The sequence below is a fragment of the Kitasatospora sp. NPDC029367 genome, assembly GCF_055569135.1.
The window spans coordinates 1-20,368 of record NZ_JBVHYH010000071.1 but is presented as its reverse complement, the minus strand read 5'-3'; the positions used below and the strand labels follow the sequence as shown (position 1 = coordinate 20,368).

Annotated in this window: 15 protein-coding genes; 12 read left to right on the top strand and 3 right to left on the bottom strand. The window is 74.5% G+C overall.

The genetic code is table 11. The features are described from left to right. Positions 1–29 precede the first annotated feature (29 nt). Complete coding sequence (locus ACZ4W5_RS29895) at positions 30–3,314, top strand: UvrD-helicase domain-containing protein (protein ID WP_465658021.1); 3,285 nt, start codon at positions 30–32, stop codon at positions 3,312–3,314. A gap of 194 nt (positions 3,315–3,508) precedes the next feature. After that, positions 3,509–4,693, top strand: a complete 1,185-nt coding sequence (locus ACZ4W5_RS29890) for a PP2C family protein-serine/threonine phosphatase (protein ID WP_360244613.1) — start codon at positions 3,509–3,511, stop codon at positions 4,691–4,693. A gap of 10 nt (positions 4,694–4,703) precedes the next feature. Here ACZ4W5_RS29890 and ACZ4W5_RS29885 read toward each other — a convergent pair whose 3' ends face one another. Further along, entirely contained in the window at positions 4,704–5,687 is a 984-nt protein-coding gene (locus tag ACZ4W5_RS29885; RefSeq protein ID WP_360244616.1) for an endonuclease/exonuclease/phosphatase family protein, read from the bottom strand. Positions 5,688–5,754: 67 nt separating this feature from the next. Between ACZ4W5_RS29885 and ACZ4W5_RS29880 the strand changes: the two genes are divergently transcribed. The 6 genes from ACZ4W5_RS29880 to ACZ4W5_RS29855 all read left to right on the top strand — a co-directional run bounded on the left by ACZ4W5_RS29880 (position 5,755) and on the right by ACZ4W5_RS29855 (position 13,944). Further along, positions 5,755–6,384, top strand: a complete 630-nt coding sequence (locus tag ACZ4W5_RS29880) for a PadR family transcriptional regulator (RefSeq protein ID WP_360244619.1) — start codon at positions 5,755–5,757, stop codon at positions 6,382–6,384. A gap of 128 nt (positions 6,385–6,512) precedes the next feature. Continuing rightward, positions 6,513–7,292 (top strand): ABC transporter ATP-binding protein, encoded by a 780-nt coding sequence (locus ACZ4W5_RS29875; protein WP_360244622.1) that lies wholly within the window; start codon positions 6,513–6,515, stop codon positions 7,290–7,292. After that, positions 7,289–10,153, top strand: coding sequence for an FtsX-like permease family protein (locus tag ACZ4W5_RS29870; RefSeq protein ID WP_465658018.1), 2,865 nt, complete (start codon positions 7,289–7,291; stop codon positions 10,151–10,153). Before ACZ4W5_RS29875 ends, ACZ4W5_RS29870 begins: the two co-directional genes overlap by 4 nt. 156 nt (positions 10,154–10,309) lie before the next feature. Next, entirely contained in the window at positions 10,310–11,713 is a 1,404-nt protein-coding gene (locus tag ACZ4W5_RS29865; RefSeq protein ID WP_465658017.1) for a dipeptidase, read from the top strand. A 163-nt stretch (positions 11,714–11,876) separates the two neighbouring features. Next, positions 11,877–12,818, top strand: coding sequence for an NAD(+) diphosphatase (nudC, locus tag ACZ4W5_RS29860; protein WP_360244631.1), 942 nt, complete (start codon positions 11,877–11,879; stop codon positions 12,816–12,818). Positions 12,819–13,104: 286 nt separating this feature from the next. Next, complete coding sequence (locus ACZ4W5_RS29855; protein WP_360244634.1) at positions 13,105–13,944, top strand: GntR family transcriptional regulator; 840 nt, start codon at positions 13,105–13,107, stop codon at positions 13,942–13,944. An 88-nt stretch (positions 13,945–14,032) separates the two neighbouring features. Here the strand turns inward: ACZ4W5_RS29855 and ACZ4W5_RS29850 are convergent, their stop codons facing one another. Further along, positions 14,033–14,290 carry a mycoredoxin gene (locus tag ACZ4W5_RS29850; RefSeq protein ID WP_350506166.1) on the bottom strand — a complete coding sequence of 86 codons (258 nt, stop codon included), beginning with the start codon at positions 14,288–14,290 and terminating at the stop codon, positions 14,033–14,035. Between the two features lie 163 nt (positions 14,291–14,453). On the opposite strand from ACZ4W5_RS29850, the gene ACZ4W5_RS29845 reads away from it, so the two are divergent. The 4 genes from ACZ4W5_RS29845 (at position 14,454) to ACZ4W5_RS29830 (ending at position 18,431) form a co-directional block, all read left to right on the top strand. Further along, positions 14,454–16,721: an ATP-dependent DNA helicase UvrD2 gene (locus tag ACZ4W5_RS29845; protein ID WP_402481418.1), complete on the top strand. Its 2,268-nt coding sequence runs from the start codon at positions 14,454–14,456 to the stop codon at positions 16,719–16,721. Between the two features lie 316 nt (positions 16,722–17,037). Further along, a complete protein-coding gene (locus ACZ4W5_RS29840; protein WP_465658014.1) occupies positions 17,038–17,496 on the top strand; it encodes a hypothetical protein in 459 nt (152 codons plus the stop codon). A gap of 168 nt (positions 17,497–17,664) precedes the next feature. Beyond that, the gene (locus ACZ4W5_RS29835) at positions 17,665–18,033 is read left to right on the top strand and encodes a WhiB family transcriptional regulator (RefSeq protein WP_370863281.1); all 369 of its coding nucleotides are present in this window, start codon (positions 17,665–17,667) and stop codon (positions 18,031–18,033) included. Next, a complete protein-coding gene (locus tag ACZ4W5_RS29830; protein WP_360244644.1) occupies positions 18,030–18,431 on the top strand; it encodes a hypothetical protein in 402 nt (133 codons plus the stop codon). Before ACZ4W5_RS29835 ends, ACZ4W5_RS29830 begins: the two co-directional genes overlap by 4 nt. 125 nt (positions 18,432–18,556) lie before the next feature. Here ACZ4W5_RS29830 and ACZ4W5_RS29825 read toward each other — a convergent pair whose 3' ends face one another. Continuing rightward, positions 18,557–20,011 carry an ABC1 kinase family protein gene (locus tag ACZ4W5_RS29825; RefSeq protein ID WP_465658011.1) on the bottom strand — a complete coding sequence of 485 codons (1,455 nt, stop codon included), beginning with the start codon at positions 20,009–20,011 and terminating at the stop codon, positions 18,557–18,559. Positions 20,012–20,368: the final 357 nt, after the last annotated feature.

Here is a 20,368-nt window from a genome sequence, read left to right as displayed (position 1 = left end):
ATGTCCGCCGTTCCGGTTACGGTTGCGGGGTGACCGCCGTGCTCAGCCATCCCGACCAGCTCAAGGAGCTGCTGGGCATCCCGTTCAACCGGGAACAGATGGCGGCCATCGGCGCCCCCCTCGCCCCCGCCGTGATCGTGGCCGGGGCCGGCTCCGGCAAGACCACCGTGATGGCCGCCCGGGTCGTCTGGCTGGTCGGCTCCGGCGCCGTCCGGCCCGAGGAGGTGCTCGGCCTCACCTTCACCAACAAGGCCGCCGGCGAACTCGCCGAACGCGTCCGCACCGCCCTGCTCCGGGCCGGCGTCGCCGACCGGGACGAGGGCGAGCCGCTCGGCGAACCCGAGATCTCCACCTACCACGCCTTCGCCGGGCGCCTGCTCAAGGAGCACGGCCTGCGGATCGGCATCGAGCCGGACGTGCGGCTGCTCGCCGACGCCACCCGCTTCCAGCTCGCCGCCAAGGTGCTGCGCACCGCCCGCGGCCCCTTCCCCGCCCTCACCGGCACCTTCGCCAACCTGGTCGCCGACCTCACCGCCCTGGACGGCGAACTCGCCGAGCACCTGGTCGAGCCCGCCGCCCTGCGCGCCCACGACGAGCAGCTGCTCGACACCCTCGCCACCGTCAAGCTCGGCAACGACGACCTGCGGGCCGTCCCCGCCACCGCCCGCGCCCGGCTGGAACTGCTGCGCCTGGTCGAGGAGTACCGCCGCCGCAAGCAGAGCGCCGGGCTGATGGACTTCGGCGACCAGATAGCCGCCGCCGCCCGCCTCGCCCAGCAGCGCCCCGAGGTCGGCGAACTCCTCCGCGGCCAGTACCGGGTCGTCCTGCTGGACGAGTACCAGGACACCTCCGTCGCCCAGCGCCTGATGCTCGCCGGCCTGTTCGGCGCGGGCCCCGAGGAAGCAGACCCCGAGGGCGCTGGCCGCGCGGACGTAGGCCCCGGGGGCGCGGGCCCTGGGGGCGCAGCCCGGCCCGGCCGGGGCGGCGGCCACCCGGTGACCGCCGTCGGCGACCCCTGCCAGGCCATCTACGGCTGGCGCGGCGCCTCCGTCGCCAACCTCGACGACTTCCCCCGGCACTTCCCGAAGGCCGACGGCCGCCCCGCCGACCGCTACGCGCTCAGCGAGAACCGCCGCAGCGGCGGCCGGCTGCTCGCCTTCGCCAACGAGCTCGCCGCCCCGCTGCGCGCCATGCACGAGGGCGTCGAGGCGCTGCGCCCGGCCCCCGGCGCCGAACAGGACGGCTTCGTACGGGCCGCGCTGCTGCCCACCCGCGCCGAGGAGGTCGACTGGCTCGCCGACTCGATCGCCCACCTGGTGCGCACCGGCACCGCGCCCGGCCGGATCGCCGTGCTCTGCCGGGGCGGCGCGGCCTTCCCCGACATCCACGCCGCGCTCGTCGCCCGCGAGGTCCCGGTCGAGGTGGTCGGCCTCGGCGGGCTGCTGCACCTGCCCGAGGTGGCCGACCTGGTGGCGGTCTGCGAGGTGCTCCAGGACCCGACCGCCAACGCCGCCCTGGTGCGCCTGCTGATCGGCCCGCGCTGGCGGATCGGCCCGCGCGACCTCGCCCTGCTCGGCCGCCGGGCCGCCGAACTGGTGCGCACCGAGCGGCCCGAGGGCGTGGCGGCGCTGGCCGCGGCCGTCGCCGAGGCCGACCCCACCGAGGTGGTCTCGCTGGCCGACGCCGTGGAGACCTTCCTCGACGCGGACCAGCCCGACGACCTGCCGTTCTCCGCCGAGGCCAGGGTGCGCTTCGCCCGGCTCGCCGCCGAACTGCGCGAGCTGCGCCGCTCGCTGGCCGACCCGCTGATGGACGTGCTGCACCGGGTGCTGACCGTCACCGGCCTGGAGGTCGAGCTGTCCGCCTCCCCGCAGGCGCTGGCCGCCCGCCGGCGGGAGACCCTGCACGCCTTCCTGGACGTCGCCGCCTCCTTCGCCGACCTCGACGGCGACCCGGGCCTGGCCGCCTTCCTCGGCTTCCTGCGCGCCGCCCAGGAGTACGAGCGCGGCCTGGACAGCAGCCTGCCCGGCGGCGAGGACACCGTGAAGGTGCTCACCGCGCACAAGTCCAAGGGCCTGGAGTGGGACGTGGTGGCCGTCCCCGGCCTGGTGAAGGGCGCGTTCCCCTCCGGCAGCCCGCGCGAACGCTGGACCAGCACCAAGCGCGTGCTCCCGCACGCCCTGCGCGGCGACGCCGCGACCCTGCCCGACGTGCGCGGCGGCTGGACGTCCAAGTCGATGGCCGCGTTCAAGAAGGAGCTGGCCGAGCACTCCGGCACCGAGGAACTGCGCCTGGGCTACGTCGCGTTCACCCGCCCCCGCGCCCTACTGCTGGCCTCCGGGCACTGGTGGGGGCCGAGCCAGAAGACCGTCCGCGGCCCGTCCGCGTTCCTGGAGCAGCTGCGCGCCCACTGCGAGCGGCCCGGCGCCGGCGAGGTCGAGCACTGGGCCGAGCAGCCGGAGAAGGGCGCCCAGAACCCGGCGCTGGCCGCCGCCGTCGAGCACCCCTGGCCGCTGCCGCTGGACCCGGCCGCCCAGCACGCCCGCCGCCGGGTCGCCGAGGTGGTGCGCGGCCGGCTGGCCGGACGGCCCGCCGCCGAGGCGGAACCCATGGCCGTCGAGGACCAGCGCCAGGTCGCCTCCTGGGACCGCGACCTGACCGCGCTGCTGGGGGAGTTGGAGCGCTCCCGGCGCACCGCCCGCGAGGTGCCGCTGCCGCCCTCGCTGTCCGCCACCCAGCTGCTGCGCCTGGCCGCCGACCCGGACGGCTTCGCGCACGAGCTGGCCCGGCCGATGCCGCGCCCCCCGCAGCCCGCCGCCCGGCGCGGCACCCGCTTCCACGCCTGGGTGCAGTCCCGGATCGAGCCGCTGCTGCTGATCGAGCCCGGCGCGCTGCCCGGCGCCGACGACGACGGCATCGAGGACGAGCGGGACCTGGAGCAGCTCAAGGAGGCGTTCCTGCGCACCCCGTACGCCCACCGCCGGCCGTACCGGGTGGAGGCCCCGTTCCAGCTGGTGCTCGCGGGCCGGGTGGTGCGCGGCCGGATCGACGCGGTCTACCGGGACGGTGACGGGGTGTCGGAATCCAGTGGTGCGTCACGCTACGAAGTGGTGGACTGGAAGACCCACCGGGAGGAGACCGCCGACCCGCTGCAGCTCGCGGTCTACCGGCTGGCCTGGGCGGAGCAGGCGGGCGTTGATCCCGAGCAGGTCACGGCGTCGTTCCTGTACGTCCGCAGCGGACGGATCGTACGTCCGGAGCGACTTCCCGACCGAAAAGAGTTGGAACGGCTCCTGATCGGGAACAGTGACTAATGAGTCACGCAGAGCACCCAAGTCATCGCGCCGACGTCCGAAACCTGTGCGTCGTGCACGTTTCGCGCCTATTGTGGGGTCGGTAACCGGTCAACCCCCGTACTCCGGCCGCCGGCGAGGCCCGCATTCCCTAACCCTCAGTCATCGCCGCAGGTGCCCACGGGCATCGGCGTCTTCCGCTGGAGAGACCGAAGTTGAGCGCGACCGGATGGATCAGAGAGCGGTTCACCGGGCCGACCCCGGGACCCGCACCGGGCACGACCGGCACCTGGCCGAGGACGGCGCTCGCGCTGCCCTTCCTCGGCATGGCGCTGATCGTCGTCCTCGACTACCTCAGCGGCACCGAGGTGACGGTCGAACCCGCCCTCACCGCCGTACCCGCGCTGGCCGCCGTGGTCAGCCACCGCACCTGGTACCCGCTCGTCATCGGCCTGGGCACCGAGGCGGCGGCCTTCCTGATGGCCCTGCGCAGCAACGCGCTCGGCGAGTCCGTGCACACCGCCAGCGTCATTGCGATCCTGCTGGTCGCCACGATCGGCTGGGTCAGCGCCACCCTGCGACTGCGCCAGGAACGCGCCCTGGCCGACGCCCAGTTGGTCGCCTCGATCGCCCGCCGGGTGCTGCTGCGGCCCGTCCCCGAACGGGTCGGCAGCGTGCGCGCCGCCGTCCACTACGAGGCCGCCGCCGCCCACGCCCGGATCGGCGGCGACCTGTACGAGGTCGTCAACACCCGGCACGGGGTGCGGGCCGTGGTCGGCGACGTCCGCGGCAAGGGACTCGGCGCGGTCGAGACCGCCGCCGCCGTCCTCGGCGCCTTCCGCGAGGCCGCCCACCAGGAGCCCGCCCTCGACCGGGTGGCCGGCTGGCTGGCCGTCAGCCTCGACCGGGCCCTGCACGAGAACGACCACCCCGGCGTGGAGGAGGAGTTCGTCACCCTGGTCCTGATCGGGGTCGGACCGGACGGCGCGGCCGAACTCGTCAACTGCGGCCACCCCGCGCCGCTGCTGCTCCGCGGCGGCCTGGTCCACCCGCTCGAACTCGCCGAGACCGTACCGCCGTTGGGCGTGCTCGACCCGGCCGACGTGCGCCCCCCGGTGCACCGGGTACCGCTGCTGGCCGGCGACCGGGTGCTGCTGTTCACCGACGGGGTGATCGAGGCCCGCGACCGCTCCGGCACCTTCTACCCGCTCGCCGAGCGCTTCCCGCGCTGCGCCGACGGCCGCCCCGCGGACGTCCTGCAGCGGCTGCACGAGGACGTGGTGCGCCACGTCGGGCGCCAGCTCGGCGACGACGCGGCCATGCTGCTCCTGCAGTACGACCCGACCCAGCCCGCCCTCGCCCACCTGCCCCAGCAGGCCGACGCCCTGGTCAAGCGCTAGCCAGGGCGCTTTACAGCGACACCCGGACCAGCAGCGGCCGGTGGTCCGACACCCCGGCGTGCGGCGCCGCCGCCGGGCCCACCACGGCCCGCGGCACGCCGACCGCCAGCACGTGGTCGAACTGCACCGCCGGCCGGTGCGCCGGATAGGTCGGCGTGCGCGCCAGGTCGTACCAGCCCTGCAACCGGGCCCGCGGCTCGCGCACCCGCCGCCGGCGCGCGGTGCCCAGTGCGGCGCCCAGCGCCGGCCGGGCCCGCCGGGCCGCCCGCAGCTCCCGCACCCGCACCCGCGGCGCGGTGCGCTCCAGCGCCGTCGCCCCGCCAAGCACCGTGCGCGGCACCGCGCCGATCAGGTTGAAGTCCCCCAGCACCAGGTACGGCTGCGGCAGGTCGGCGATCCAGCGCCGGATCCCGGCCAGCTGCGCCATGTTCCAGCCCGGCACGAAGGACAGGTGCGCGGCCACCACGGTGAACGGCCCGCGCTCGCCCTCCAGTACGGCCGCCAGCGCGGCCCGGGGCTCGTCCGGCACCGGGGTCAGCCCGCGCCGCCCGGCCACCCGCAGCGGCAGTCCGAACGGAGCGGGGGCGAACCGGCGGGCCCGCCAGTGCCGCACCGGGAGCCTGGTCAGCAGCGCCGTGCCGTACGAGGGCGGGGCGCCGTCGCCGATCTCGGCCGGCCCGTACACCCGCAGCCCGTCCGGCCCGGACGGCTCCCGCACCCAGCCGGCCACCGGCGCCGGGCGCCCGTGCAGCGCGGCGGCGAAGCGCCAGTCGCCGGCGCCCATCGCCGCGGCCGCCACCGCCGCCTGGTCGGTGCCGCCCGAGCGCGCCTGGTGCCGGTCCACCTCCTGGAGGGCCAGCACGTCGGCGTCCAGCGCGGCCACCGCCTCGGCCAACGGGGCGCCCGCGTCGGCCGGATAGGGCAGCGGGGTGCCGTCCGGGGCGAGCGGCTGGCCGTGCAACAGGTTGAAGGTGGCGATGCGCAACTGGCTCACACCGCACGACGGTACCGGAGGGGGCGCGGCTTGAGGCCGTGGGGCATACCGGGTATACATACTGAGTATGTCCATCCGCCACGGTCTGCTCGCCCTGCTCGACCAGGGCCCCCGCTACGGCTACCAGCTGCGCACCGAGTTCGAGGCGCGCACCGGCGCCACCTGGCCGCTCAACGTCGGGCAGGTCTACACCACCCTGTCCCGGCTGGAGCGCGACGGCCTGGTCGAGGCCGCCGGAGAGGACGAGGAGGGCCACCAGTTCTACGCCGTCACCGACGCCGGCCGCACCGAGCTGCGGGCCTGGTTCGACACCCCGGTGCCCCGCACCAACCCCCCGCGCGACGAACTGGCCATCAAGCTCGCGATGGCCGTGACCGTCCCCGGGGTGGACGTCTCCGGCGTCGTCCAGGGCCAGCGCCGGCACAGCATCAAGGCCCTCCAGGACTACACCCGGCTCAAGGGCCGCGCCCTCGCGGGCGAGACCAGACCCGGTGCCGTGCCCTCCGAGAGCAACGAACTCGCCTGGCTGCTCGTCCTCGACCAGCTGATCTTCCAGACCGAGGCCGAGATCCGCTGGCTCGACCACTGCGAGACCCGGCTCGCCCAGCAGGCCGAACTCCGGCAGGCCGAGGCCGCCGAAGCCGCCCGCGACGGCGCCGCGAAACCCAAGCGGCTCGGCCGCCGCACCCGCGCCTGAGGCGTACCCGCGCCCAGTGCCCGCGCCGAGCCGCACCCGCGCCCCGGCGGTGCCCGGCCACCCGACACCGGCCGGCGCCCCGGCGGCGCCCCACCCGTAACCAGCCGTCCCAGCACAAGGGGGGAACCGTGTCCCACACCCAACAGCCCCGGCCGACACCGGTGCTGCACCTGGAGAACGTCACCCGCGTCCACGGCCAGGGCGCCGCCGAGGTCCAGGCCCTGCGCGGCGTCGACCTCAAGGTCCACCCCGGCGAGTTCGTCGCCGTCATGGGCCCCTCCGGCTCCGGCAAGTCCACCCTGCTCACCCTGGCCGGCGGCCTCGACAGCCCGACCGCCGGGCAGGTCCTGGTCGAGGGCGTCGCCCTCGGCGGGCTCACCCGCAAGAAGCTCGCCCAGGTCCGCCGCCGCTCCATCGGCTACGTCTTCCAGGACTACAACCTGATACCGGCCCTCACCGCCGCCGAGAACATCTCGCTGCCGCGCGAACTCGACGGCGTCTCCGCCCGCGCCGCCCGCCGCGAAGCCCTCGCCGCCCTGGAGGAGCTCGGCATCCCCGAACTCGCCGACCGCTTCCCCGACGACATGTCCGGCGGCCAGCAGCAGCGCGTCGCCATCGCCCGCGCCCTGATCGGCGACCGACGCCTCGTCCTCGCCGACGAACCCACCGGCGCCCTCGACTCCACCACCGGCGAAGCCGTCCTCGCCGTACTGCGCGCCCGCTGCGACGCCGGCGCCGCCGCCATGATGGTCACCCACGAGGCCCGGCACGCCGCCTGGGCCGACCGCGTCGTCTTCCTGCGCGACGGCCGCATGGTCGACGAGTCCGTCAGCCAGGACGCCGCCAGCCTGCTCGTCAGCGCCGCCGCCAACAGCCAGGCCGCCGGCAGCGAGCAGGTGGACGAGTGAAGCCCAGCGCCTGGCGGCTCGCCCTGCGCATCGCCCGCCGCGACGCCCTGCGCGCCAAGGGCCGCAGCGCCCTGGTCGTCGCCATGGTCGCGCTGCCCGTCCTCGGCGTCACCGGCGCCGACGTGTTCTTCCGCAGCGCCACCCTCGAACCCGCCGAACGCGTCGTCCGCACCATGGGCCGCGCCGACGCCCACCTGGAGATGACCGACCGCGGCGGCTCCGTCCTGCAGGCCCCCGACCCGAGCGACCAGTCCTACCGGGTCATCAACCCCAAGTACGAGGCCAAGGACGGCGCCGCCCCGCAGTACACCCCCGCCCAGCAGCGCTCCCGCGACACCGAACCCGCCCTGCTCGCCCAGCAGTTGCTGCCGCCCGGCACCGCCCTGGTGCCCCACGTCGAAGGCCCGCAGGCCGCCGCCAGCAGCACCGCGGGCCTGCTCACCACCCGCACCGGCGAGGCCGACCTGACCGACCCGGTCTGGCACGGCCTGGTCGACGTGGTCGAGGGCAGCGCCCCCGTGAACGACCAACAGGCCGCCGTCACCCGCGAGTTCCTCAACCGCTCCGGCCTGCGGATCGGCGACCGCACCACCGTCCGCGGCCTGGAGTCCAGCCCCTTCACCATCACCGCCGTCGTCGAGTACCCCGGCGACCTCAAGAACACCGAGATCCTCGCCCGCCCCGGCACCCTGGTCGGCAGACTCCCGAACGCCGGCCCGGACCAGGGCCACGACTCCGACCCCGCCGCCCGCTGGCTGGTCAAGCTCCCGGCCGGCGCCGCCCTCGACTGGGCGAAGGTCACCGAACTCAACGGCTACGGCTTCCTCGTGGCCTCCCGCACCGTCATGCTCGACCCGCCCCCGCGCGCCGACGTGCCCTACTACACCGAGCTGGACCGGATCCGCGGCGCCAGCGGCACCGCCCTGCTCGACCGCACCTCCGTCGTCATCCTCGGCACCGTCGTCGGCATGGCCCTGCTGGAGATCGTCCTCCTCGCGGGCCCCGCCTTCGCCGTCGGGGCCCGACGCTCGCGCCGGCAGCTCGGACTGCTCGCCGCCGCGGGCGGTGACCGCGCCAACGTCCGCGCGGTCGTCCTCGGCGGCGGTGTCGTCCTCGGCCTCACCGGCGCCGCCCTCGGCCTCGGCCTCGGCGTCGGCCTGGTCGCCCTGCTGCGCACCCAGGCCGAGGAGTACTCCGGCGCCCGCTTCGGCCACTTCAACCTCCAGCCGCTCGACCTGCTCGGCGTCCTCCTGGTCGGCCTGGTCACCGGACTGCTCGCCGCCATCGTGCCCGCCGTCCAGGCCTCCCGGCAGGACGTCGTCTCCGCGCTCACCGGCCGCGACTCGCTCAAACCCCCGAGCCGCAGACTGGCCCTGCTCGGCCTGCTGATGCTCGCCGGCGGCGCCGCCCTCGCCCTGCTCGGCGCGACCAGCGGCTTCTCCAGCCGCACCCTCGCCGTCCTCGGCGGCTCGCTCGTCGCCGAACTCGGCATGGTCGCCCTCACCCCGTACCTGGTCGGCCTGTTCGGCAAGCTCGGCCGCTGGCTCTCGCTCGGCCCCCGGCTCGCCCTGCGCGACTCCGTCCGCCACCGCGGCCGCACCGCACCCGCCGTCGCCGCCGTGATGGCCGCCGTCGCCGGCTCCGTCGCCGTCAACGTCTTCCTCGCCAGCTACGACGAGCAGTACCGCCGCGAGTACGCCGCCGCCGGCCCGGCCGGCGCCGTCCTCCTCAACAGCGGCTACGGCAACACCACCGAGGCCAAGCTGCTGCCGCAGATGCGCGACACCGTGGAACGCTCCATCCCCGGCCTCGGCCCGCGCGCCGACGTCTCCCACGTCGACCTCAAGGGCGACTGCCGGTCCGGCGCCTACTGCGGCTACATCCAGGTCATGCCGCCCAAGGAGCGGCGCTGCCCGGTCTTCGACCGCGACAACCAGGCCGGACCGGACGAGATCAAGCGGGTGATGAGCACCGACCCGCGCTGCCAGATCCACGAACGCGGCGGCAGCCAGTACGGCGACCTCGCGGCCGGCGACGCCACCCTGCTGCGCAACCTCTACGGCGTCACCGACCCGGCGGCCGTTCAGGCCCTCGCCGCCGGCAAGGCCGTGGTCTTCGACCCGCGCTACTACAAGGACGGCAAGGTCGCCCTGCGGTTCACCGAGCCGGTTGCCGCGGGCGCCGACGGCTCCACCCCCAAGCCCAAGGAGACCGAGACCGAGGTCGACGCCGTCCTCGCCCCCTCCGTGCTGCCGGCCCCCGGCCAACTCGTCATCACCCCGGACACCGCCACCCGCCTCGGTTTCAGGACCAGCCCGGCCGGCTCGGTCTGGCTCCCCGCGGCCGCACCCTCCGACGGCGACCAGCAGAAGGCCGACGGCGCGCTCGCCAAGCTCACCGACCGCACCGTCCTCGGCGTCGAACGCGGCTACCAGTCCAAGGCCGGACTCATCGGCCTCGGCCTGGCCGGCTTCGCCGCCCTCGTCGCCCTCGGCGCGGCCGGCATCGCCACCGGACTGGCCGCCGCCGACTCCCAGCGCGACCTCACCACCCTCGCCGCGGTCGGCGCCGAACCGCGCATCCGGCGCTCGCTGTCCGGCTTCCAGTGCGGGGTGATCGCCGCCATGGGCACCCTGCTCGGCGTCGTCAGCGGCGTGGTGCCGGCGGTCGCCCTGCGCAAGGTCCAGGGACTCGCGGCCGGCTACCCGGGCATCAGCCCGGAGGAACTCGCCAACAAGGGGGCCGTGGTCTTCCCCTGGCCCACCATCGCCGCCACCGTCGTGGTGCTGCCGCTGCTCGCGGCCGGCCTGGCCGCGCTGCTCACGCGCTCGCGGATCTCGCTGCTGCGCCGCACCGGCTGAGGGCCGCACCGGCTGAGGGCCGGGCTCGGCTCCCGCCGGCCGTCACCCCCGTCCGCCGCTCCCGGCGGCGGGGGTGACGGAGGTTACAGGCCCGACGGCGTCCGGCACCCGGAGGGCCGGGGCGGGCACCCGTACAGGCGAACTACAGTCGTCGGTATGACGAGTACCCCGGACAGCGCCGTCCGCTCCTACATCGACCAGCACCAGGCCGCCTTCCTCGCCGACCTCTCCGAGTGGCTGGCGATCCCCTCCGTCTCCGCCGACCCGGAGCGCGCCGGCGACGTGCGCCGCTCCGCGGACTGGCTGGCCGCCAAGCTGCGCGAGACCGGCTTCCCGGTGGCCGAGGTGTGGGAGACCGACGGGCTGCCGGCGGTGTTCGCCGAATGGCCGTCCGGGGACGAGTCCGCGCCGACCGTCCTGGTCTACGGGCACCACGACGTGCAGCCCGCGGCGAAGGAGGACGGCTGGGACACCGAGCCGTTCGCCCCGACAGTGGTCGGCGGCCGGCTGTACGCGCGCGGCGCCGCCGACGACAAGGGCCAGGTGTTCTTCCACACCCTTGGGGTGCGCGCCCACCTGGCCGCCACCGGCCGCACCGCGCCGGCCGTCAACCTCAAGCTGCTGATCGAGGGCGAGGAGGAGTCCGGCTCGCCGCACTTCGCCGACCTGGTCCGGCGCGAGGCCGGGCGGCTGGCCGCCGACGTGGTGGTCATCTCCGACACCGGCATGTGGTCCGAGACCACCCCGACCGTCTGCACCGGCATGCGCGGCCTCGCCGACGCCCAGCTCGACCTGTACGGCCCGGACACCGACATCCACTCCGGCTCCTTCGGCGGCGCCGTGCCCAACCCGGCTGAGGTCGCGGCCGAGCTGGCCGCCGCCCTGCACGACGCCGACCGCAGGGTCGCGATCCCGGGCTTCTACGACGGGGTCGTCGAGCTGACCGAGCGCGAGCGCGAGCTGTTCGCCGAACTGCCGTTCGACGAGGCGCAGTGGCTGCGCGTCGCCAAGTCGTACGGCACCCGCGGCGAGGCCGGGTACACCACCCTGGAGCGGGTCTGGGCCCGGCCCACCGCCGAGGTCAACGGCATCTGGGGCGGCTACACCGGCCCCGGCGGCAAGACCATCGTGCCGTCCTCGGCGCACCTCAAGCTGTCCTTCCGGCTGGTCGCCGGGCAGGAGGTGGAGAAGGTCCGCGAGGCCGTCCGCTCCTGGGTCGCCGAGCAGGTCCCCGAGGGCGTCCGGTACGAGCTGGTCTTCCCCGGCGCGACCCGGCCCTGCCTGACCCCGCTGGACCACCCGGCGCTGCAGTCCACCGTCCGCGCGATGGGCCGCGCCTTCGGGCAGAAGATCCTCTTCACCCGCGAGGGCGGCTCCGGCCCCGCCGCCGACCTCCAGGACGTGCTGGGCGCGCCGGTGCTGTTCCTCGGCATCTCGGTGCCCTCGGACGGCTGGCACTCGGTCAACGAGAAGGTCGAGCTGGACCTGCTGGCCAAGGGCGTCGAGACCGCCGCCTACCTGTGGGGCGACCTGGCCGAGAACTTCCGGCCCGGCGCGTGAGCGGGCGGGCCCACCGCCGAGGGACGCGCGTCGGGCGCGTGAGCGGGCCCACCGTCGACGGGCGCGTGAGCGGGCCCACCGTCGACGGGCGCGCGAGCCGCTCCGAGCGGCACGGCAGTCAGATCACTCATCCGGATGATTCACCACGTGGGGATGGAACGACGTGAGCACCGAGCCTGAGACCGAGCGCCCGCGAGCCCTGGCCCTGGCCAGGGCCGGGGTGGAGCGGGCCGCCGAGCACCGGTTCGACGAGCCGTGGCTGGCCGCGGCCTGGAGCCACCCCGCCACCCGGGTGCTGCCGATCGCCGGGGGCGAGGTCTTCGTCGTGGACACCGCCGAGGGCACCGAACTCGTCCTGCTGCCCTCCTTCGAGGCGCCGCAGACCGGGGACCGCTACTTCCTCGGCACCGACCGGGACGGCGTCTCGTACTTCGCGCTGGCCGGCGAGAGCCTGCCCGGCCGGCTGGACGGCGATGCCCGCCCCGCCGGGCTGCGCGAGGTCGGCGCGATGCTGTCCGACCGGGACGCCGGGCTGCTGGTGCACGCCGTCGCCCTGGAGCACTGGCACCGGCTGCACAGCTTCTGCTCGCGCTGCGGCCACCCCACCGAGAAGGCGGGCGCCGGGCACGTGCGGCGCTGCACCTCCTGCGCGGCGGAGCACTACCCGCGCACCGACCCGGCGGTGATCATGGTGATCACCGACGAGCAGGACCGCTGCCTGCTCGGCCGCCAGGCGCTCTGGCCGGAGGGCCGCTGGTCCACGCTGGCCGGCTTCGTCGAGCCGGGGGAGTCGATCGAACAGGCGGTCGCCCGCGAGGTGCACGAGGAGGCGGGGGTGCGGGTCGGCGAGGTCCGCTACGTCGCCAGCCAGCCCTGGCCGTTCCCGTCCAGCCTGATGCTCGGCTTCACCGGCAAGGCGCTGCCCGGCGGCACCGAGATCACCGTGGACGGCGAGGAACTGGCCGAGGCGCGCTGGTTCTCCCGTGAGGAGCTGCGGGCCGGGATGGAGGCCGGGGAGATCCTGCCGCCCTCCGGCATCTCGATCGCCCGCCACCTGGTCGAGCTCTGGTACGGCGAGCCGCTGCCCTCGGCGGCGCGCTGGTAGTCCCGGACTCCGGTCGGCCGGTCGTCCGGGCATCCGGTCGTCCGAGCATCCGGTAATCCGGTCTGCATTTCCGGTACGCCCGGGGAGAAGGGGGCGCGTGGCTCTGGCCGCGCGCCCCCAATTTCCTTTCCGAGCTCTTCCCGAACCCGCCACGAGCGTCTGTTCGTAACCGGACGGGCCAGTTCTGCTACCGCGGGACGCTCCGGAGCCCCCACCGTCAACCCGCGCGGACGACATTGCCGGAAACGGCTGAAACCGCGTCACCGCGCTCGCTACATTCACTCGGGTGACAATCCCCCGGGGCACCGCCCAATCCCCCAAATACCAGCGCCTCGCCGCCGACCTGCGCCGCCGGATCGCCGAAGGCGAGTTCACCGCCAACGCCGCCCTCCCGGTCGAGAGCGAACTGGAACGCCAGTACGGCGTCGCCCGCAACACCGTCCGCCTCGCCGTCGACGTCCTGGTCAACGAAGGCCGACTGGTCCGCCTCCAGGGCAAGGGCACCTACCTGCGCGAACACCCCGTGCTCGACCACCGCGCCTACGGACCCACGCTGGCCCCCGCACCGCGCGACTGCCTCGCCGCCCCCTCCACCGTCTACCTCGGCGAAGCCGCCGAAGCCGGGCGCGAACTCAGCACCGACTTCGAGATGATGATCGTCCGGGCCCGCGTGGACATCGCCGAACGCCTCGGGCTGCGCCCCGGCGAGGCCATCGTCGTCCGCCGCCAGCTGCGCCTGCTCGACCGCGAGCCGTACTCCATCGAGGAGAGCCACTACCGGGCCGGACTCGCGGCCGGCACCCCGCTGATGGAACCCGACCCCGTCGAAGGCGGCGACGAAGCCGTCCTCGCCACCCTCGGCCGCACCGAGATCGGCGCCGTCGACCACCTCGTCGCCCGGATGCCCGGCCCCGAGGAGGCCCAGTGGTTCCAGGGCGGCCCCGGCGTCCCGCTGATGGTCCAGACCCGCGTCACCTACGACCGGCGCGGCCCCGTCCGGGTCATCGAGACCCGCTATTCCGCCGACCGCAGCCGACTCGTCTACGGCATCGGCGACCTCGGCGCGCGCACCACCCTGCCCGCCCCCGCCGCCCCCGTCGACCCCGCCCGGGCCGACGCGCAGTGACGCGCGCCGACCCCGGGGCCCGGGTGGACCGGGGCGGATCCCGGCGGCCCGTGGCTGCCCCGGACGGGCCCCGGCGGACCGCGGCGGGTCAGGCCGCGAGGGCCTTCTTGACCTGGATCAGGCTCGGGTTCGTCATCACGACCTGCTCCCCGCCGCCCACCGGCTGCACCAGCACCGTCGGCACCGTCTGGTTGCCGCCGTTCACCGACTCGACGAAGGCCGCCGACGCCGGGTCCTCCTCGATGTTGATCTCGGTGTAGCCGATGCCCTCGCGGTCCAGCTGGCTCTTGAGCCGGTTGCAGTAACCACACCAGGTCGTGCTGTACATCGTCACGGTGCCGGACATCGAGGGGGCTCCTTCGAAAGAGGGGTTCGTACGTTCTGACAGCCGCAACGTCCACCGGGCGGCAGTCATTCCGGCCCCAGGACGCACGGAGCAGAGCGATCATCCTGCGATCGCACCGGGCCTGTGGACAACCCCGCCCCCGTTGTCCCAGCGGGCTGAGAGGATGGAACGCATGCAGGAAGACCTCTTGAGCGGCAGCCCCTACGACGGCCCCCACGGCTCCCCCTGGGCCGACCCCGGCACCGCCACGGGCCCCGACGCCGTCCTCGCCGGGCTCGACCCCGAACAGCGCGCCGTCGCCACCGCCCTGCACGGCCCCGTCTGCGTCCTCGCCGGCGCCGGCACCGGCAAGACCCGCGCGATCACCCACCGCATCGCCTACGGCGTGCGCAGCGGCGTCTACCAGCCCCAGCAGGTCCTCGCCGTGACCTTCACCGCCCGCGCCGCCGGCGAGATGCGCGGCCGGCTGCGCCAGCTCGGCGCCGACGGCGTCCAGGCCCGCACCTTCCACGCCGCCGCCCTGCGCCAGCTCCAGTACTTCTGGCCCCGCGCCATCGGCGGCCCGGTGCCCCAACTGCTCGAACGCAAGGTCCAGCTCGTCGCCGAGGCCGCCGGCCGCTGCGGACTGCGCGTCCAGCGCACCGAACTGCGCGACCTCACCGCCGAGATCGAATGGGCCAAGGTCACCCAGACCGCCCCCGAGGACTACCCCGCCGCCGTCGCCAAGTCCGGCCGCGAGGCCCCCCGCGACCCGGCCGAGACCGCCCAGGTCTACCGCGTCTACGAGGAGACCAAGACCCGCCGCGGCAACATCGACTTCGAGGACGTCCTGCTGCTCACCGCCGCCATCCTGGAGGACCGGCCCGACATCGCCGACCAGGTCCGCAGCCAGTACCGGCACTTCACCGTCGACGAGTACCAGGACGTCTCCCCGCTCCAGCAGCGCCTGCTCGACCGGTGGACCGGCGACGGCGGCGGCGCCAGCCTGTGCGTCGTCGGCGACGCCAGCCAGACCATCTACTCCTTCACCGGCGCCACCCCCGACTACCTGCTCAACTTCCGCAGCCGCCACCCCGAGGCCACCGTCGTCAAGCTCGTCCGCGACTACCGCTCCACCCCCCAGGTCGTCCACCTCGCCAACGGACTGCTCTCCCAGGCCCGCGGCGAGGCCGCCCGCCACCGCCTCGAACTCGTCTCTCAGCGCGAGGCCGGCCCCGAACCCGTCTACACCGAGTACGAGGACGAACCCACCGAGGCCGAGACCACCGCCCGCCGGATCAAGGACCTCATCGCCGCCGGCGTGCGTGCCAGCGAGATCGCCGTCCTGTTCCGCACCAACGGCCAGTCCGAGGTCTACGAACAGGCCCTCGCCGACCTCGGCGTCCCCTACCAGCTCAAGGGCGCCGAACGCTTCTTCGAACGCCCCGAGGTCCGCGACGCAGGAGTGCTGCTGCGCGGCGCCGCCCGCGCCGCCGCCGACCCCCTCACCGCCGGCGCCCCCGACCTGGCCGGCCAGGTCCGCGCCGTCCTCGCCAGCCGCGGCTTCACCCCCGAACCGCCCGCCGGTTCCGGCGCCGTCCGCGACCGCTGGGAGTCCCTCGCCGCCCTCGTCCGGCTCGCCGAGGAGTTCGAGCGCACCCGCACCGCCGAAGGCCTGGACACCGACCTCGCCGCCTATGTCGCCGAACTCGACGCCCGCGCCGCCGCCCAGCACGCCCCCGCCGTCGAAGGCGTCACCCTCGCCTCCCTGCACGCCGCCAAAGGCCTCGAATGGGACGCCGTCTTCCTCGTCGGCCTCACCGAGGGCACCCTGCCGATCATCTACGCCAAGACCGACGAACAGATCGAGGAGGAACGCCGCCTCCTCTACGTCGGCGTCACCCGCGCCCGCAAGCACCTCAGCCTCTCCTGGGCCCTCTCCCGCTCCCCGGGCGGCCGCGCCTCCCGCAAGCCCAGCCGCTTCATGGACGGGCTGCGCCCCGGCTCCGCCGCCCCGGGCGCGCGCACCGGTGCGCGGGGCGGGCGGGGGAGCGTCGAGGCCGGCGAGCGCTCCGCCGCCCGGCGGGTCCGCGGCCCGGTCAAGTGCCGGGTCTGCGACAAGGCGCTCACCGACGCCGTCGAACGCAAGCTGCGCCGCTGCGAGGACTGCCCGTCCACGATGGACGAGGCGCTCTACGAACGCCTGCGCGAGTGGCGGGCCGCCCAGGCCAAGGGGCAGGGCGTCCCGGCGTACGTGGTGTTCACCGACGCGACGCTGATGGCGATCGCCGAGGACGTGCCCGCGAACCGGCAGGAACTGGCCGTGATCTCGGGGGTCGGCGCCATGAAGCTGGACAAGTACGGGGCCGCCGTGCTCTCGTTGTGTGCGGGGGAGGAGCCCGAGGAGGATCCGGACGGCGTCGAGGACGACGGTCCGGTCGATCCGGCGTGAGCCGGCACGGGCGCAGTCCAGGGGACTGCTCGGGGGACTTCGCAACCGCCGCGGAACGTCGCGCGGGCCGCGCCGTCGATGGCGTCGCGTGAACTCGCGTGAAAAATAGTTTGCGCGGCGTACCGGGAGCGCAATAGCCTGCCGGAGCGGTCAAGGGGACGAGGTCGCACGGGGTGAAACCTGTGCCGATTCCCCCCACGCCACACAGCTGCACCACACAGCTTCACCAGCTTCACCAGCTTCACCGAGACAGACATCCGAACATTCGGAGCCAGGGAAACCAGGCTCCGCGAGACGCCGAGAGGAGGCGAAGACAGTGGGAAACATCATGATCACCAAAATGACTGGCCAGACCGTTGTCGCTGCCTCCCTGCGTGCCGCCCGTCTGCGGGCGCTCGCCGAGCTCGGTGGAACCGGTCTGGGTCTCGACACCACCGGTGTCTCCGTCGCCTCCGCTGTCAGTGGTCTTGGACACACTGATCTGTGCCTCACGGGCGGCAGGAGTGTCGAAGGCACCTTCGTCGAGACCGGTCTGTCCCGTGGCTGGGCGCAGGTCGGCGCGTCGCGTCCCGAGTGCGACGAGCGACCGCTCCAGGCACCGAAGGCAGTCGTAGTCGCCGCCATGCATGGCGACTATGCGCAGGTCATCGGTGCCGGAAACGCCCAGAAGCAGAACGAGCAGCAGATCAACCAGGCCAAGGCCGCCTTTATCGGCGCCGAGGCCATCCGGATGCGGGCCTTCCGCGGGCCTGAACCCTGGAGAGAACGAACCTGAGCCAGCCTCAGGTCGGCACCTCCAGGGCCGCGGAACCCGTCACACCGGGATCCGCGGCCCTTCTGTTTTGTCCGGTACGCAAGACCACCCAGGCCCCCCGGGGCCTCCGGCCCAGCACCACCAGTCCACTGGGCCGGAACCACTGAGAAGACGAGGAAGACGCCCACAGTGTCCACGGTCATCACGCCGCCCATCCCGTCCGTACCGCCGACAAGCCAGATCACCAAGGCCGACCAGGCCGACCCTCCGGAGGTTCCGTTCATGCAGCTCAACTCGATCGAGCAGGCCGAGGCGCTCGGGCTCCCCATCCCCTGCCGCGCCTTCGACCCCGAGGTCTTCTTCGCCGAGACGCCCGCCGACGTCGAGTACGCGAAGTCCCTCTGCGGCACCTGCCCGGTGAAGGAGGCCTGCCTCGCGGGCGCCCTGGAGCGGCGCGAGCCGTGGGGCGTCTGGGGCGGCGAACTGTTCGTCCAGGGTGTCGTCGTGGCCCGCAAGCGGCCGCGTGGGCGTCCGCGCAAGACCGAGGTCATGGCGTGAACCCCGCCCACGACGCCAGGGCAGTCCGCCGGGGAGAGCAGCCCCCGCTGGACAGCGCCCTCCGCCGATCCGTACGGATCGCCGCCGCCAAGGCCGACGCAGCAGCCCGCACCGTCCCATTTCCGAGCACGCACCACGAGCAGGACCACCACATGACCCCCGCCGCCATCGATCCGACCGTCCGCGCCGAGCAGACCACCGAACTTCAGATCCAGAACAGGACCCTCGAAATGCAACTCCTGCATGAATCCCTGGCCCGTGCCCATATGCAAGACAGGCTCCACGAGGCCGAGGAACAACGCCTCGTCAGCCGGGTCGTCCGGGCCCGCAAGCTCCGGCAGCGGGCCGAGCGGGCCTCGCTGCGCGCCCGCAAGGCGCTCGCCGTCGCGCTGATGTAGCGCCGGCCCAGGCGGTTCGCCGCCGATCCGACCGACCCCCGTCGTGCCGCAGGCCGCCCCCCGTTCGCGGGGAGCGGCCTGCGGCCGTTGTGCTTGTTCGCGGCGCCCGCCCTCGGGCGGTCGGCTCAGCCGCGGGCGGGCTTGGCGGGCCTGGCGGACTTGGCCGGGTTCGCGGGCTTGGCGGACCTGGCGGTTGCGGTGCGCTTCGCGGGCCCGGCCGGGCCGCCTCGCCCGGCCGGCTTCGCGGGGCGCTCACCGGAGAACTCGGGCAGCCACTCCAGCATCTCGGCGCGGAACGGCGCCTTGGCGCCCAGCTGGCACAGCACCCCGATGGTGCTCAGCGTCACCCGGTGGATCAGCAGGTACGAGGGCGGCAGGTTCAGCTGCTTGCCCAGGTTGTAGGCGGGCGACCGCGGATCAGCGATCCGGGCCGCCTGGGCCCGCATCCAGGCCCGGGTGAAGTGGAAGCCGTCCACCGCCGCCGGCTCGATGATCGGCAGCAGGTAGTCCAGCACCGCGTCCGGGTCCAGCTCGATCGAGGGCTTCACGAAGCCCTCCTCGCGCAACATCGTGAGCACGCCCGCCGCGTCGCCGTCCAGGGCCATGCGCAGCGAGGCCCCGATCGGCGCGGGCAGCCCGCCCGGCAGCCGGTCCACGGTGCCGAAGTCCAGCACGCCCAGCCGCCAGCCCGCGACCGGGCCGTCGTCCTTCAACAGCCGGAAGTTGCCCGGGTGCGGGTCCGCGTGCAGCAGCCCCGTCCGCGACGGGCCGGCGAACAGGAACCGGGCCAGCAGCTGCCCGGCGCGGTCGCGTTCCTCCTGGGTACCGTTGGCGATCACCTCGGAGAGCGGGGTGCCGTCCATCCACTCGGTGACCAGCACCTGGTCGGCCTGCGCCACCACGACCGGCACCACGATGTCCGGGTCGCCCGCGAACTCCTCGGCGTGCCGGCGCTGGGCCTGGGCCTCCAGCTCGTAGTCCAGCTCCTCCGAGACGCGCTCCCGCAGCTCGGTGATCAGCGGCTTGATGTCCAGCCCGGGGATCAGCGGGCCGAGCAGCCAGGCCACCCGGGACAGTTGGGAGAGATCGGCGAGCAGGGCGTCGCCCGCGCCCGGGTACTGGACCTTGACGGCGACCCGTCTGCCGTCGTGCCAGACCGCGCGGTGCACCTGGCCGATCGAGGCGGCCGCCGCCGGGCGGTCGTCGAACTCCAGGAACAGCTCGCGCCAGCCCTCCCCGAGCCGCTCGGCCAGCGCGGTGTGCACCTTGGCGGCGGGCATCGGCGGAGCGGCGTCCTGCAGCTTGGTGAGCGCCGCCCGGTACGGACCGGCGACCTCCTCGGGCAGCGCGGCCTCGAAGACGGACAGCACCTGCCCGAACTTCATCGCCCCGCCCTTGAGCTCGCCCAGCACCTTGAACAACTGGTCGGCGGTGGCCTGTTGGAGCTCGGCCGTCACCACCTCGGCGGACCGGCCGCCGATGCGCCTGCCCAGTCCGAGCGTGGCGCGACCGGCTATGCCCAGCGGCAGGGCGGCGAGCCGTGCCGTTCGGGTCACTGCCTTGCGCGGAAGATCGCTCACCCGGGCCTCCATTCCCCTGGCCCCCCGACCGCCGGACGGCCCACCATCACATACGCCATTGTGCCCGGTTCGCGGGCCTGCTCCGGCGGTATTTCGTGGGGGGCTTTCGGGGCTTCGCCCCGTCGACACTCCTGGGGCCCGTCCCCTCCCCCCCGCCCCCACCCACCCTCCTCCTCCCACCTCCTCCCACCTCACCCGCCGCCTGCCCACCCACCCACATCTCGCGCTCACCCCGTCCCTCGGAACAGCGGCTCCCGCTCTCTCCCGGCCCGGGGGGGGGGGCGGGGAGGGGGGGGGGGGGGGGGGGGGGCGGGGGGGGGGGGGGGGTGGGTCGGGGGGGTGATCCGGGGGGCGGAC